This window comes from bacterium (assembly GCA_035703895.1).
GTDB lineage: Bacteria > Sysuimicrobiota > Sysuimicrobiia > Sysuimicrobiales > Segetimicrobiaceae > Segetimicrobium.
The window spans coordinates 1-13,513 of the sequence record DASSXJ010000271.1; the positions used below are offsets into that span (position 1 = coordinate 1).

At 63.9% G+C, this 13,513-nt stretch carries 17 protein-coding genes; 8 read left to right on the top strand and 9 right to left on the bottom strand.

What is annotated here, in order from left to right:
- From VFP86_17860 to VFP86_17885, 6 genes are all read left to right on the top strand, one after another.
- On the top strand, nt 1–579 hold a 579-nt coding region (locus VFP86_17860; GenBank protein ID HET9001510.1), incomplete at its 5' end, for an ATP-binding cassette domain-containing protein.
- Nucleotides 576–1,718: an ABC transporter substrate-binding protein gene (locus tag VFP86_17865; protein ID HET9001511.1), complete on the top strand. Its 1,143-nt coding sequence runs from the start codon at nt 576–578 to the stop codon at nt 1,716–1,718. The genes VFP86_17860 and VFP86_17865, both read left to right, overlap by 4 nt.
- A gap of 47 nt (nt 1,719–1,765) precedes the next feature.
- Nucleotides 1,766–2,026, top strand: coding sequence for a hypothetical protein (locus tag VFP86_17870; protein ID HET9001512.1), 261 nt, complete (start codon nt 1,766–1,768; stop codon nt 2,024–2,026).
- 24 nt (nt 2,027–2,050) lie between these two features.
- Nucleotides 2,051–2,590: a carboxymuconolactone decarboxylase family protein gene (locus VFP86_17875; GenBank protein ID HET9001513.1), complete on the top strand. Its 540-nt coding sequence runs from the start codon at nt 2,051–2,053 to the stop codon at nt 2,588–2,590.
- Nucleotides 2,591–2,654: 64 nt separating this feature from the next.
- Nucleotides 2,655–3,434 (top strand): MBL fold metallo-hydrolase, encoded by a 780-nt coding sequence (locus VFP86_17880; GenBank protein HET9001514.1) that lies wholly within the window; start codon nt 2,655–2,657, stop codon nt 3,432–3,434.
- A 391-nt stretch (nt 3,435–3,825) separates the two neighbouring features.
- Nucleotides 3,826–4,266, top strand: a complete 441-nt coding sequence (locus VFP86_17885) for a hypothetical protein (GenBank protein ID HET9001515.1) — start codon at nt 3,826–3,828, stop codon at nt 4,264–4,266.
- Between the two features lie 65 nt (nt 4,267–4,331).
- On the opposite strand, the gene VFP86_17890 is transcribed toward VFP86_17885, so the two are convergent.
- The 7 genes from VFP86_17890 to VFP86_17920 all read right to left on the bottom strand — a co-directional run bounded on the left by VFP86_17890 (nt 4,332) and on the right by VFP86_17920 (nt 10,915).
- A complete protein-coding gene (locus VFP86_17890; protein ID HET9001516.1) occupies nt 4,332–4,559 on the bottom strand; it encodes a hypothetical protein in 228 nt (75 codons plus the stop codon).
- A 428-nt stretch (nt 4,560–4,987) separates the two neighbouring features.
- Nucleotides 4,988–6,169 (bottom strand): hypothetical protein, encoded by a 1,182-nt coding sequence (locus VFP86_17895; protein ID HET9001517.1) that lies wholly within the window; start codon nt 6,167–6,169, stop codon nt 4,988–4,990.
- 2 nt (nt 6,170–6,171) lie between these two features.
- The gene (locus VFP86_17900; protein HET9001518.1) at nt 6,172–6,600 is read right to left on the bottom strand and encodes a hypothetical protein; all 429 of its coding nucleotides are present in this window, start codon (nt 6,598–6,600) and stop codon (nt 6,172–6,174) included.
- An 83-nt stretch (nt 6,601–6,683) separates the two neighbouring features.
- Nucleotides 6,684–7,550 (bottom strand): carbohydrate ABC transporter permease, encoded by an 867-nt coding sequence (locus VFP86_17905; GenBank protein ID HET9001519.1) that lies wholly within the window; start codon nt 7,548–7,550, stop codon nt 6,684–6,686.
- Nucleotides 7,550–8,446, bottom strand: coding sequence for a sugar ABC transporter permease (locus VFP86_17910; protein ID HET9001520.1), 897 nt, complete (start codon nt 8,444–8,446; stop codon nt 7,550–7,552). The genes VFP86_17905 and VFP86_17910 overlap by 1 nt, the downstream gene beginning before the upstream one ends.
- A gap of 66 nt (nt 8,447–8,512) precedes the next feature.
- Nucleotides 8,513–9,826: an extracellular solute-binding protein gene (locus tag VFP86_17915; GenBank protein ID HET9001521.1), complete on the bottom strand. Its 1,314-nt coding sequence runs from the start codon at nt 9,824–9,826 to the stop codon at nt 8,513–8,515.
- Between the two features lie 96 nt (nt 9,827–9,922).
- Complete coding sequence (locus VFP86_17920; GenBank protein ID HET9001522.1) at nt 9,923–10,915, bottom strand: nucleoside hydrolase; 993 nt, start codon at nt 10,913–10,915, stop codon at nt 9,923–9,925.
- A 320-nt stretch (nt 10,916–11,235) separates the two neighbouring features.
- On the opposite strand from VFP86_17920, the gene VFP86_17925 reads away from it, so the two are divergent.
- On the top strand, nt 11,236–11,376 hold the full coding sequence (locus tag VFP86_17925; GenBank protein HET9001523.1) for a hypothetical protein: 141 nt from the start codon (nt 11,236–11,238) through the stop codon (nt 11,374–11,376).
- A 69-nt stretch (nt 11,377–11,445) separates the two neighbouring features.
- Here the strand turns inward: VFP86_17925 and VFP86_17930 are convergent, their stop codons facing one another.
- Nucleotides 11,446–11,898 carry an SgcJ/EcaC family oxidoreductase gene (locus tag VFP86_17930; GenBank protein HET9001524.1) on the bottom strand — a complete coding sequence of 151 codons (453 nt, stop codon included), beginning with the start codon at nt 11,896–11,898 and terminating at the stop codon, nt 11,446–11,448.
- 383 nt (nt 11,899–12,281) lie between these two features.
- Nucleotides 12,282–12,794, bottom strand: a complete 513-nt coding sequence (locus tag VFP86_17935) for a hypothetical protein (protein ID HET9001525.1) — start codon at nt 12,792–12,794, stop codon at nt 12,282–12,284.
- Nucleotides 12,795–13,365: 571 nt separating this feature from the next.
- On the opposite strand from VFP86_17935, the gene VFP86_17940 reads away from it, so the two are divergent.
- Nucleotides 13,366–13,513: stage V sporulation protein S (locus VFP86_17940; GenBank protein ID HET9001526.1), on the top strand; the 148-nt coding region annotated here is incomplete at its 3' end.

A 13,513-nucleotide genomic window follows, 5' to 3' on the forward strand; every position in this document is an offset into this window, starting at 1 on the left:
GTGGTGCGCGCCGGGATCCGCTTCGTGCCCGAGGGCCGGGAGCTGTTCCCGTCGCTCACCGTCTGGGACAACCTCGTACTCGGCCGGTATGCGAAGGGAAGGACGTGGCGCGTCGGCCTCGAGGAAGCGGCCGAGGGCGTCTTCGCCTTGTTTCCCATGCTTCGGGACCGGCGGCGACAGCTGGCCGGCACGCTCTCCGGGGGCCAGGGACAGATGCTCGCCATCGGCCGGGCGCTCATGAGCACGCCGAGGCTGCTGATGCTCGACGAACCATCCCTTGGCCTCGCGCCCCAGGTCGCGGCAGAGATCATGGACCGGCTTGTGGCATTGCGGTCCAGGGGTCTCACGATCATCCTTGTGGAACAAAACGCTCGGGCCGCGCTGGAGATCGCGGACCGCGGGTACGTGCTCGAAACGGGCCAGGTGGCTATCACCGGGCCCGGTCGCGACCTGCTCGCCGATCCCGAGATCACCAACGCCTACCTCGGTCGCGCGGTTGAAGCGGCGCCCACCGTCGCGGCCGCCGCCGGCCCGACCCACGTCGTCAAAACGGAGAGCCACGAGGAGGGGAGAACATGAACGCGCGAGTCGCAGTGACGGTCCTAACGTTGCTCCTGGCTTTCGCCACCCCGGCGCAGCCACAAGAACCGATCAAGATCGGCGGGCTCCTCGAGACCTCGGGGTTCATCGCGACCCTCGGTAATCCCGGCCTCGAGGGCGCGCGCCTGGCCGTGGAGCAAGTCAACGGCGCGGGAGGCATTCGAGGGCGCACGATTGACTTCGTAAACATCAACACCGAAAGCGACGAGACGAAGAGCGTCACCGCGGCGAAGCGGTTGATCGAGCAGGAGCATGTGGCGGCCATTGTCGGGCCGATGAGCAGCGGCTCATCCTTCGCCATCATCGACACGGTGCAGCGGGCGAAAGTCCCGGTCGTGGCCAACGGCGCGTCCCGCGGGATCGTGCTGCCGGTCGAGAAGAAACCGTGGATCTTCCTGGCCCCACTCACCGACGTTCTTGTGCAGGGCAAGATGCTGACGCAGATGAAGGCGCACGGCATCACGAAGATCGCCGTGCTGCACTCGGACGTCGCGTTCGGGACCAGCGGCGCTCAGCAACTCGGGCACTTGGCACCGGCTGCGGGGATCCGCCTCGTGTTGGAGCAGACCTTCGGCAACAGCGACCAGGACATGACGCCGCAGCTCACCAAGATCCGGGGGAGCGATGCGGAAGCGACCGTGATCTGGGCAACCGGGCCCGGTCTCGCCATCGCGACGAAAAACTACCGCCAGCTCGGCATCAAGGCACCGCTCTACCTCGCCCACTCCGCCAACGACTTCAACTTCCTCAAGCTCGCCGGAGACGCGGCCAACGATGTGTTGCTGCCGTCCTCGAAGATCTACGTGGCGAACGCGTTGTCCGCGAACGACCCCCAGAAATCCGTGACGGAACGGTTTGTCTCGGCATACGAGTCGAAGTACGGAAAGAAGCCCGCCACCTTCGCGGCGAACGGGTACGATGCGATGATGATCATCGCAGCCGCGCTCCGCAAGGCCGGGCCCGACCGCGAAAAACTCCGCGATGCGATCGAGGCCCTGAAAGATCATGTCGGGGTCACCGCCGTGTACAGCTACTCGCCCACCGACCACTTCGGCGCGGGGGAGGACAGCGTCGTCATCCTCATCGTCCACAACGGCCAGTTCGAGTTGGCGAAATAGACGGTACGCTCGAGAGGGCCGAAACGACCGCGGCCCAGGAGGCATCGATGGCAACGATTCGCTTGGTCGATCCGGCGCAGGTCAGCGGGAAAGTCCGTGAGATCTTTGATGCGGTGCTGCGGCGCGAGCGAAAGGTGTTCGGCGCGAGCAGCGTCTCGAACATCTGGCGCTGTATGGGCCACTCGCCGCAGCTCGTCGAGGCGAACTGGGGCCGCTCACGTGCGCTGATGCAGCGCGGCAATTTCAGCCCGCTCCAGCGGGAGATGATCGCGACGGCGGTGTCGGCGGGCAACTCATGCGTGTACTGAATCGACTCTCATGTGGCCGCCGTGATGCGGCTGGGGGTCGACGAGGTGGGGATCACCGAGCTCATGGGGGTGACCGAGCACGCGCGCGGCCTCACCATTGCCGCAGAGGGGCTGCTGCTCCGGTCGCTGGAGCAGAGCAGCGGGGCGCTCGTGCCCCCGCTCGACCCGGAAGATGTTGACGGCCCCGTCCGGTCGCTCCTCGCCGAGATCGCGGCCTGGAGCGCCAACGCGATGGGTCAGCCCGGGGCACCACTTCTCTGGCGGATCCTAGCTCGCAACCCCCATTACCTGGAGGCGACCTGGCGGAAAGAAGGTGCGGTGATGGGGACCGGCGCGCTGGCGGCCCACGACAAACGACGCATCGCGCTCGGCGTCGCGATGGCGACGCGCGGGCCGTACATGGTCCAGTACCACGCCGCGGTGCTCCGCCACGCGGGAGACTCGGACCGGGACTTATTGGAGGTCTTGGGCGTCGCGGACTACTTCACCACGCTCAACACGCTGGCGGAGGGCATGCAGATCGAGTCCGACATTCGGCCGCCGGAGACGCCGTCGTCATCATGAACATGCTCGTACCGGAGTGTTCGGTTGCCGCTCGGTCTTGACCAGGCACTCGGGGACAATCAGCATGTTCGCGGCGACGAAGGGGGGATTTTTTCACGTGACGGGGCTCCGCTCGGGCGTTGAAGGAGTCGGCGTCGACTACCTCGGCCACTCAGCTCTTCTGCTCACGACGCCCTCGGGCCTCCGCGTCGCGATCGACCCGTACGGGAATCCCTCCGGATCCGAACCCCGGTGGTTCATCCGGCCGTGCCCCCGAGTGGCCTGCGATATCCTGCTGATTACCCATCCGCACTTCGACCACGACGCGGTCGACCGGGTCGCTGGGGACCCGACGATCCTCCGGGGTCCGCTGGAGCTCCGGGGCGATGGCGTTCGGATCCGCGGTGTCATGAGTCGCCACGCGCGACACTTTGGAGAGGAGTTCGGGCAGCGGAACATCATCTTTTTGATTGAGGCGGCGGGCATCACGTTCTGTCATCCGGGTGACAGCCGCGCCGACCTTCCCCCTGAAACCCGTGCGGCCGTTGGACGAGTTGACGTTCTCATCGTTCCGGTGGACGAGTCCCAGCACCTCCTCACATACGCAGAGGCGGACCAGTTCATCTCCCGACTCGCTCCCAAGGTCGCGATCCCGGTCCACTACCTCATCCCGGGGCTTACTGATCCGGCGTCGTCCCTCCAGGGCATCGACGGATGGCTCCGAATTCAGTCTAATGTCCGACGGCTTGACGCCGGGCACGTCGATCTGTCGCAGGCAGATTTGCCGGTAGAGGGAAACATCTGGTCGTTCGGAACTCACACGGCGGGGGCAACCCCAGACCGATCCTCGGGACGGCCTGGCTGATAAGAACCAGGAGGTACAACGTCGCAACAGGCGACGCGAACATTCTCCGATCAGGTGAGGCCGGTTGCGCGGAGGTCCACGAGCCGCCCCATGATAGGGAGCGCTCTGGCGAATCCACTTTCCATGCCGCCCACGCGGTGGTCGTCTGTCGGACCCCACCCTCTGGCTGGACCTCGGTGCGGACCATCGGCGCTTCGCGGAAACAGCCTCAGCGGAGCGGGGAGGGGTAAAGGTCCGATGAAGATCGCGTGAGGGTTGTACAAAGGTCTCAGAACGCGAGCATCCGTTGAATCCCTGAGGCTGGGTTCTCGCCAAGCGGTCTTTATCAGACTCCAACACTCTCCCGGTACGCTGGGACTACAGCGTCTGACGATAACCGGGAGGTGGCTGGATGAAGCCTGCGATGTCCGTGCTGGCCACATGCGCCTTGCTCGCCTTCGGGCCAGGGGTTGCCGTTGCCCAGCAGATGCCCCCGAAGACCGACACGATGATGATGCACGCGCAGACGGTGGAAGGTGTCGTGACCCGCGTTCGGTTCGTCACCTGCGGGGCGACGCCGCAGACCTGCCAGGGAATCTTTGAGATCACTCCGAGCGCCAAAGGCGAAATGATGAAGGGCGATGCGATGATGCAGAAGCCCGAGGCGGGGAAGATGATGATGGAGCACCCGCTCACCGCGATCGTCGTGCCCGGCGTCGCGCTGATCTGGCAGAACGGTCCGATTCCTCTGACGCGCCTCCACGCGGGCGACCTGGTGAAGGTTGACTACCAGGAACTGAGCAACATGAACGTGGTCACCAACCTGACGATGACCGGCATGGGGCACATGTAGTCCGCACTATGCCCTCGACGCGCGCTCGGGGGTAATGTCAAGTAGCCCACACCGTCCCCCACGCGTCACTCGGCGAACATGTCGGGAACCGGGTTGGCGTTCCGGATCCCGAGGCGCGCCTCGCGCGCTCGCTGCGCCTTCTGCCACGCGAAGTCCCCTTCCGGCTCGAAGCGCTCCGGGTACAGCAGGTGCCAGATCTGCTTGCGGATCAGCAGGTTCTCCGGGTCGGCTTCCGCGGCCCGGATCCAGGCGCCGAGCGGCTCTCTCCGAAGGGCCTTCGGGACTTCGTACACCTAGCGCGGCATGATCAGCCGGATAGAACGTCGTTCACGCAGGCCGACGCTCGCTTCGTGCTGCACGCCACGGCTGTTCTTCTGGCGTACCTGGCACGCGAGTACTGATCTACCCGACCGACTCCGCCAGCAACTGCCTTCACGAGCGTGTGCGTCGGCACCTGGCGGCTGGCCCCCCATCCTCGCGTCGCTCGGTAGAGCAAGATAAGCGCTCGCGGGGGGGGAGCTTCGGACAGAGGGGGAGATCCTTAGGATTTCCGCATATCGGGCCTTATACGTCATCGCCGCTAAGATAACTTTCGCCCTCTAGGAAGGTGTACGAACGATTTCCAGCGCCACCGACTTTTGCAGTACCGGCGCTTGCGACGTGTGCCCGATGCAGCTCCCATCCGTCGAATGTGATATTGTCGGCAAGTCCGGCGAAGTAACTACCACTGGAAAGCATCGGCAGGCAGACCGAGGCGGACCGCGGTCTCGGCGGCACGGAACCGTGCTACGCGCTGCTCCACGTCTGCGCATTCTCGATCGAGCAGGCCGGCGTCCTCTAGCTTCAGCTTCGACGCAAATACCTCCAGGTTGGAAAACCGTATGTGTGGCGGCGGACAGAAGAGTCCAAGCAAGCCTCGCGCCGTGGGTTGGCCCGGGAGCTTGAACACGGACGAGAGATCGCGTTCGCCCTGGACGAGGATCCAATTGAATTCTGCTTCGTAGCGATCAGCGGGCGGAGTTCTCAGCGTTGGCAGGAGCTGACGCGCCCGCCGGACGATTTCCTTGCCTTTCTCCGGATACCGGGTGAACACTGGGTGCCCATCGAACGATCCGCGGTCGATCACGAGGAATCCGGGGCCGGCCTCAACAAACTGCTTTGCTTCGAACACGGGAATCAGTACGTTATCCTCAGTGTACCCGACGAATGAGATCCAGGCGGTATTGATGTTGCTGCCCGTATTTTGAAGCGCATGGTTGACTACGGGCGAGAGGCTCGCAGCGTCGAACGCGGCGAGAAACACGGTTACAGGGTCACGAGTTCGAAACGCTCGGTGTGCAATCACAGGGAAAAGATAGGCGACGGCACGCGAGTTTCCCCGCATGCGCTCGAGCATCCAGCGGTAAGGCGCGGCATAGTTCTCGCAGTCGTCGCCCTTGGTCATCACAAGGTCGTACTCTGGCGACGCGTATCCGAATGGTCGCGGCACCTCGGCCACAGTGGATTCCAGGCCCTCTTCCCGAATGACCCTCTCCGGGCTACGGGTGTGAACATCCCAATACCGCGCCCAACATTCGACCAACTCAAACGGCGAGAATGGCTGGTCGCCGCGACGTTGCGTGTGCGCGATTTTATGCTCGGAGACAGGCAGAATCTCGCCAGTTTTCTCGAAATGGCAGACGCGCGCCCACTCCGTGGCGACAATCTCCGCCATATAGAAGGAGGAGAGCAACTGCCAGAAATGCACGGATTCGTGATAGAGAATCCTACTCAGGCGCGGGCCCCATTGGTCGTCGTTCGGGTGCCCGTAGAACTCTTCGAGGACGCCGGGACGATTCCAGGCCGGCGGTGCTTCGTCCGCGACGGTGACCGCGCCCGTGAGATAGTCGAATTGCGCCGACACGCCTAATTTCCCCCGGTAGCGGCGAGGCTGAGGGTCTGTTTTAGCAGCGGCGCCAGCGCCTCCGGCTTATCGTACTGGTACTTGTGCCGCGTGGAGTTACCGTTCTTATCCACGATCACAACGAATCCTGCGGGGACGGCCGCGATCCGCGATATGTACGGCGGCCGCTCACGCAGGTCGATTAGGGTGCCGCGTTCCTTACTCCTGAGCCAATGATTGACGATTCGGGAGACAAGGTAGGAAACGGTGATAGTGATGGTGAGAGAGACGGGCTCGAGGAAGCCGGCCGATGCGAACGGGTCCTCCGGCGTTTTGATCTTGGCGCGGTGGTGGACGGTGAACCCCGCTTGCACCGCCGCGGCCTCTTCGGTGTCGGCTTCGATCTTGGCGGCATCGATACGGATTTGAAACTCGGAATGCCCGTGTTCCATGATCAGTACCTCCTGGCGTAGAGAGTCTCCCGGGCCGTGCTCACGTTTCCCGATATCGCCATGTCGACGGCGTCGGCGATCGGTCAGCGAATGCCGGTCGTCGCGATGCCGCGGATGTAATAGCGCTGCAGGATCAGGAAGAGGAGTACCACCGGCAAGCTCGAGGCGATGACGGCGGCCAGGAGCCGGTCCCAGAACGTCACGTACTCCGTGATGTATCTGGTCAGCGCAACCTGGGTGACGGATAGCTCGCGCGAACTCACCGCGACTAGGGGCCAGAAAAAGGCATCCCACTGGCGCATGAACTGGAGCACCCCCGCCGTGATCAGCGCCGGTTTGACGAGAGGCAGCGTGATCCGCCAGTAGATACCCCACCAACCCGCCCCGTCCACGCGCGCCGCATCGATGAGTTCGGCGGGCAGCTCCCGCACGAACTGCCGGATCAGGAAGATCGAAAAGGCGTCGGCCACCGCCGGGAAGATCAGGGCCTGATAGGTATCGGCCCAGTGCAGGCCCCGGATCACGAGGTAAAGCGGCAAGACAATGATCTCGAACGGCACCATGAACGTGACCAGGACGAGGCCGAAGAGCACGCCGCGCCCGGCGAAGCGAAACCGGCCGAATCCAAAGCCCGCCATGGAGTTGACCAGCAGCCCCAGCACCACAGTCGCGGTGGCCACGAAGGCGCTGTTAAACATGTACCGGCCGAAGTGGTCCTGACCGAAGATGTACGCGTATGCGCGAAGCGTCAAGGACGACACCGCGGGGACGAACGTTCTCAGGCCGAACGGCGTGGTCGACGAGAAGATCTCCTGGTGGGGCCGCAGCGAGGAGGTCAGCGCCCACAGGAAGGGGAGCACGGACACCAACGCGACCAGGGTCATGAGGGCGTAGAGGAGGGTGCGCGCGGCGAGCCCTCGGAGGAGCCGGGTCCGCCTGGCGCGCGGCATCAGTACTCGAACTCCACGGGCAGGACGCGCATCTGGACCGCGACGACGACCAGCGTCATCGCCAGGAGGACGGTCGCAATCGCGGTGGCATACCCCATATGGAGGTACACGAACGCGTTGCGATAGACCTCGAACATCAGCACGGTCGTGGACTCCGACGGACCACCCTGGGTCATGACGTAGACGGGGGCGAACAGCAGGAAGTTGATCGCCGTATCCGCAACGGTGACGAAGACCAGCGCCCCCGAGAGCAGCGGCAGCGTGATCCGCCAGAAGGACGTCCACCCCCTGGCGCCTTCGATCCGCGCCGCCTCGTAGACCTGCTCGGGGATGTTCTGCAGGCCCGCCAGAAGGATCACCATCCAATACCCGGCACCCTTCCAGGTCACCATGGCGATGACGGCGCCCATCGCTTGATGGGCGCTGACGAGAAACGGCTGCCGCGGGAGGCCGAGCGTGCCGAGGATCCCGTTGAAGACGCCGTTGTCCGGATGGTACAGCAAGTCCCAGATCACGCTGGCGACCACCAAGGGGAGGACCGCCGGGATGAAGTAAAATGATCGAAAGATCTCGATCCGCGGGATCGTGCGGTTGACGAGCAACGCGAGACCGAGTGCCGCGCCCACCTGCAGCGGCGTCACGATGACGTTAAAGACCAGCGTGTTCCGAAGAGCGTGCCAGAACGTGGGGTCGGCCAGCATGACGCGATAGTTCTCGAGGCCGATGAAATGCAATCTCCCCGAGATGAGCTGGAAGTCGTAGAAGCTCATGCGCAGTCCGGCCACGATAGGATAGAGCTTGAACACGACCAGCCCGACCATCGCCGGCGCGATGAAGAGGTACGGGATCGCCGCTTCGCCGATTCGTGCCCGGCGGCGGCCCCGCCGCAGAGTCATGTTGTCCACGTCACCACTGGGCCAGAGGCCGACGACGGGAACCCTGCGAATGCCGGACCACCGTGTCTACTTCGTGTACTTGGCCAGCTCCCGATCGGTCTTTTGGGCGGCCGCGTCCAGTTCGGCCTTCGCGTCGCCTCCCTCCATGACGTTCCGGAGCGCGGTCCGGAGAATGTCCTCGTACTCGCGGTAGGCTGGGGTGGCCGGCCGGCGGACCGCCGTGTTCTTCAGCTCGAAGAGGAAGAGGTTCCAGGGCGGCGCCTTGAAGTCGGAGGCGAACCGCGCAAACGTCGAGGTGCGGACGGGCATGTAGTTCATCGTTTTGAACACCGTGTCGGCCAGCTCGCGGCCGCCAAAGGTCTTGGCGAGCTCGGCGGCCTCCTTGGGGTGGGCCGTTTTCCTGAAGACGCCGAGGTGCCAGGCGCCTGTCGGCGTGACCGGCTTCTTGAAGTAGGGATGTGGCATCACGCCAAACTTCAGGTCGGGGAAGCGGGTACGCAGAATGTTGACCCAGGGCGTGTTGGCGAGGTAGAGGGCCGCCTGTTTGTTCCCGAACGCATCCTGCAGCTGCTTCTTGGGGCTGACCTTCCACTTGTTGAATAAGTCTCCGTAGAAGCGCACGGCCTCGACGGCCTGCGGCGAGTTCAGAACGTCGGACACCCTCCTCCCGTCCTGGGAAATTGGCAGCGCCCCGTTCGACTCCAGCAGGGGCAGAATCTGGTACGGGCGATCGACCTGCTCGATCGTGAGCCCCCAGACGGCCGTCGACCCATCCGCAGCCGTCCGGGTGAGTTTGCGGGCGACCTCCAGGGTTTTCTCCCACGTCCACCGATCCCCCACGCCGCTCGCGGGTTTGATCCCCGCCGCGTTAAGCATCTCCACGTTGTAGTAGAGGCCCTGTTCCGAGGAGGACCAGGGCACCGACATGATCTTGCCCTGGACCGTGGCCGTTGTCCGCTCCACCGGCACGAAGTCCTGCCAGTCGCTCTTGTCGATGTACTCATCGAGCGGGAGCAACGCGTCCTGAACCGCGTAGCTCGTAACCAGCGGGCTGTCCACGTCGAACACGTCGATGCCGCTGCCCGAGCTCAGAGCGATGGCGATCTTCTGGAAGTACTGATCGAACGGCACGAGCTCGAGGTCGACCTTCGCGTTGGGGGTGTTCTTCTGGAAGACCTCCACGCTCTTCCGCATCCCGCTGTTGCGCGGCTCCCCCCGCTCGACGGAGATCCACTTCAGCGTCACCTGCGGCGCGGTGCTCGCCGGGGTAGCTCCCAAGGTCCCCAAGAACGTGCCCGCCGCCGCCGCGCCACCGAGCCGCAGTACGTCACGGCGAGAGAGACGGTTCCTCTGCGGGTCCCACTGCCGATCCTGAGCCATCAGGTGCCCACCTCCTTCAACATTACTACTGCGTTCGCCGCTCGCGGGATGGGTCCCCCCGAGAGACGCCGGCGCGGCACGCGTCCCGGGGACCGCTCACCCCCGGGCCCCCAGCGCCCCAAGGAATCGCGACATGAAACGCGCATTGTCCACCTCGACGCAGACCTTCGCGTTGGGGGAGGCGCCCGCAAAGAGGTACGGGAAGTGCGTATCCCAGCCCACGGTCTGGCCGCGAAACACGGGGCTGGCCAGCTCGACCCGGACATACATCGGCTCAGTCCGTACGATGCCGGGATCTGTGGCGACGCAGACCGCTAGGGGATCGTGCAACCAGCAGCCGGGCAGGTGGCGTCGTTCCATCACGAACCGCACCCAGGGATCGACGACCTCGGCGAGATAGTCGCTGAGCGGCGTGCCGATCGCCCGGATCCGCCCGACGTCTCCCGGCGTGAGGCACGTGCGCTTCGTCACGTCGAGGCCGACGATGGTGATCGGCGCGCCGGACGACAGGACGATGTGGGTCGCTTCCGGGTCGTAGCTGGCGTTCAGTTCGGTCGCGGGCGTGAGTGTCCCCGGGGTTCGCACCGCTCCTCCCATCCAGACGATCGCCTTCAATGCCGAGGCCAGCCGGGGCTCGACGCGCATGGCGGTCGCGATGTTTGTCAGCGGCCCAATCGGGACGACCGTGACCTCGCCCGGGCGGGCCATGACCGTCTCGATCAGGAATTCGGCGGCGCGCCGGCGGTCTTTGGCATGGCGGGGGGCGGGCCGGCGGACCCCGCGCCACAGGCGCGCCGCCAGCTCGCTTGACTCCCGCGCGCGGATGCCGGACCTGATCGGCGCGGGATCCGCGACGAGAGGCGTCGCCGCACCCTCACAGACGGGAATGTCGGTTCGGCCCGCGACCTCGAGGAGGTGCAGCGCGCAGGCGGTCGCGTCCGCGACTTCGACGTTGCCGGCGACGGTGGTGAGTCCGAGGAGGTGAACCTCCGGGGACAGGAGCGCGGCCGCGATGGCCAGCGCGTCGTCGATGTCGGATCCCGGGATGCCGTTGCCCGGGTCCGTGTCGATGACGAGCGGTATGCTCATCGTCGGTGCCCCCTCCTCGCGCCGATGCCGCGGCCGCGCATGCTAGGGTCAGGCCAAGCCCCTGCGAGGTCTTGCGGCCCAGGTGCCGGATCCCACGATTTCGTTCAGGGGCGGGTTCGCCGGCGCTGAGCCCAGACGTCCTCGACGGCGATGCCCGTGGCCTTCGGGAACTCCGCCTTGGCGACACACAAGCCCGGGCCACTAAAAATTGAACGCGTTAGTCAGGTCGTTGGCCGCGGCGTCCCGGGTGGCGAGCGGCGGCAGGTTCCACCTCGTCTCGATGAGCTTGAGCCCGGATGGCGGACGGTTAGCGGGATGAGATGAGGGCCGTGCAAGTATTCGCTCACGTCGGTCCCGCAGATCGCGCCACGGAGGACCTCAAGCACGAGCTCCCCGCGGTCCGGCGGGCCGGGCTCCGGAACGGATTCGATCCTCACGTCGCGGCGACCGTGGTAAACTGATGCCTTCATCTCTAGCCCCCGAAAAGAAACTCCGCTATCGTTGTCCCGGGGGGCTATGCCGGTTCCATCTTAGACCGCATATCGCCATGCGATGTACGGGCTCTCCCGACTACGATCAAGCTCCTCAAAAGGTGTGGGCATTGCAGAGGAGTGATGATCCACGATCATCCACTGTCCGCCGCGATCGAAATAGGTGAAACTATACCGCGCAGGGACCGTTTTGATCTCGCCGTCGCGGATATACGAAAACGTGTAATCGCCGGTGTTGATCGCCGTATCCCCGTAGACGCGGATGAGTTGATGCCCAAAAGACACCTTGTGCCCGGGGAGCGCTGCGAACACGTCCACAAAGTAGTTGCGAATTGCCTTGGGATTATCGCGCCGTTTGGGAGAGAAAGTTCCCAACAAGACGGCTTCTTGATCGTACAGAGCCAGCAGCCGCTCGGGGGTGTCGTCGGTGAAAGCCTCCGCCCACTTCGCGGTAGCGGCGGTGAGCGCATGGTAGGTGTCAGGGGATTTCATGCCTGATCCGCCACGTCACGCAGCGCCTCCTGTGTGACCCTCGCGTATTCTTGATGGGATAAAGCCAGAATTTCCACTGTGGGTTCCTGAACACCTCCCGTTGAAGAACCCCGGACTGTGGAAGTCCGAGAAGATTACTATGTCTTGCCACCTGTTGAAGGCCCTGGACGGGCAGACGGAGACCTTCTGCGGGCGTCCCGTCACGAAGACGAAAGGTGCGGTCGTTAGCGAGGAGCCGGAGCGGTTGTGGGCTCAGCGCCGCGATGACCTCGAGATCGGCGACCACGTGAGGGTCGTCATCCGGCCGTTCCTGAAGCGCCCCGACTTGAAAACGTGGGAGCGATTCATCCTGGAAATGGCCACTCAACATAGATTTTCATGGTTCAGTCGCCCGCGAGGTGAATTTTCTTCAAGGATGCCAGCTCTGTCACGAGACCTTCCTCGAGCGCATGCCGACGTTCGATCGGCAAGAAACTGTGCCGCACAGCGTTGAGAAGGATTTCGTCGATGACGGTGACCCCGAGGCCTAGCGGCCGGGCGAGCAGCACCACCTCGTCATTGAGGGTGGTGTTGAACAGCGCCGGATCGTCTGAGTTGACGGTGACGATCGCCCCTGCGCCGTGCAACAGGGGCAGCGGATGGGCTCCGTAGTCAGGGTAGACGCCGAGACGGATGTTGCTGGTCGGGCTGACTTCCAGCGGGATTCGGTGCTCTACGAGGAACTCGACCAGCTTGGGATCCTCGATCGACCGCACCCCATGCCCGATGCGCTCCGCCCCGAGCGCCCGGAGGGCCCCCCAAATGCTCTCGGGTCCCGCCGTCTCGCCCGCATGCGGCACACTGTGCAACCCCCAGGTTACCCTGGAGCGTGAGAAAGGCGCGAACATCCAGGCCATTCAGGTTCCGTCTGCGAAACTGGAGATACACCCGATGTGCCTCCTCCGCGGGGACACCATGAGGGCACTGATGGCAGAGATGCGGTCCTGTTTGTAGAGGTGGTAGAAGAACGGCATGTGGCCTCGAGGCGCCCAGGTGCGGGTGACGTTGGGAATGAGCAAAAAGCCCGAATCATCAAGGAATACGAGATGGCGCTACACTTTGCCGCGTTTTTTATATGTGGCCAGAGTTGTGGTAAGCCGCGTCGAGCCAGAAACTTTTGCTATTAATAAACGCTTCTACTCGCTTCAAAACCACCAGCGTTGGCCTTTCTTTTTTCACAAGCTGTGAATCCTTGTGCACAAGCCTGTGAATAACTGCGATCCCGAATCGCGCGTAAAACTTCGGTGCCGCACCGCATATTCGAACTCCTGTTCGCATCGGTTTCCGGTCGCTAGGCGGCTTCCTGTTGACATAACGGAAAGGCCGAGTCTACCCGAATCTCTCCCGATGGTAAGATTCAAGAACGAGGTTTGTTGCAGCGAAGATGTCGGCCGGGATCGTGGCAGCAGTCGAAGGAGCAGACTTGGTATGGGGGAAGTGCTGAAGGTCGCTGCCGACTCGAAGCCGAAAGCCGTTGCTGGCGCTCTCGCCGCAGTGTTGCGTGCAAAGGGTTCTGTCGAGCTCCAGGCCGTCGGGGCTGGTGCGGTGAACCAGGCCGTCAAGGCGATCGCGATCA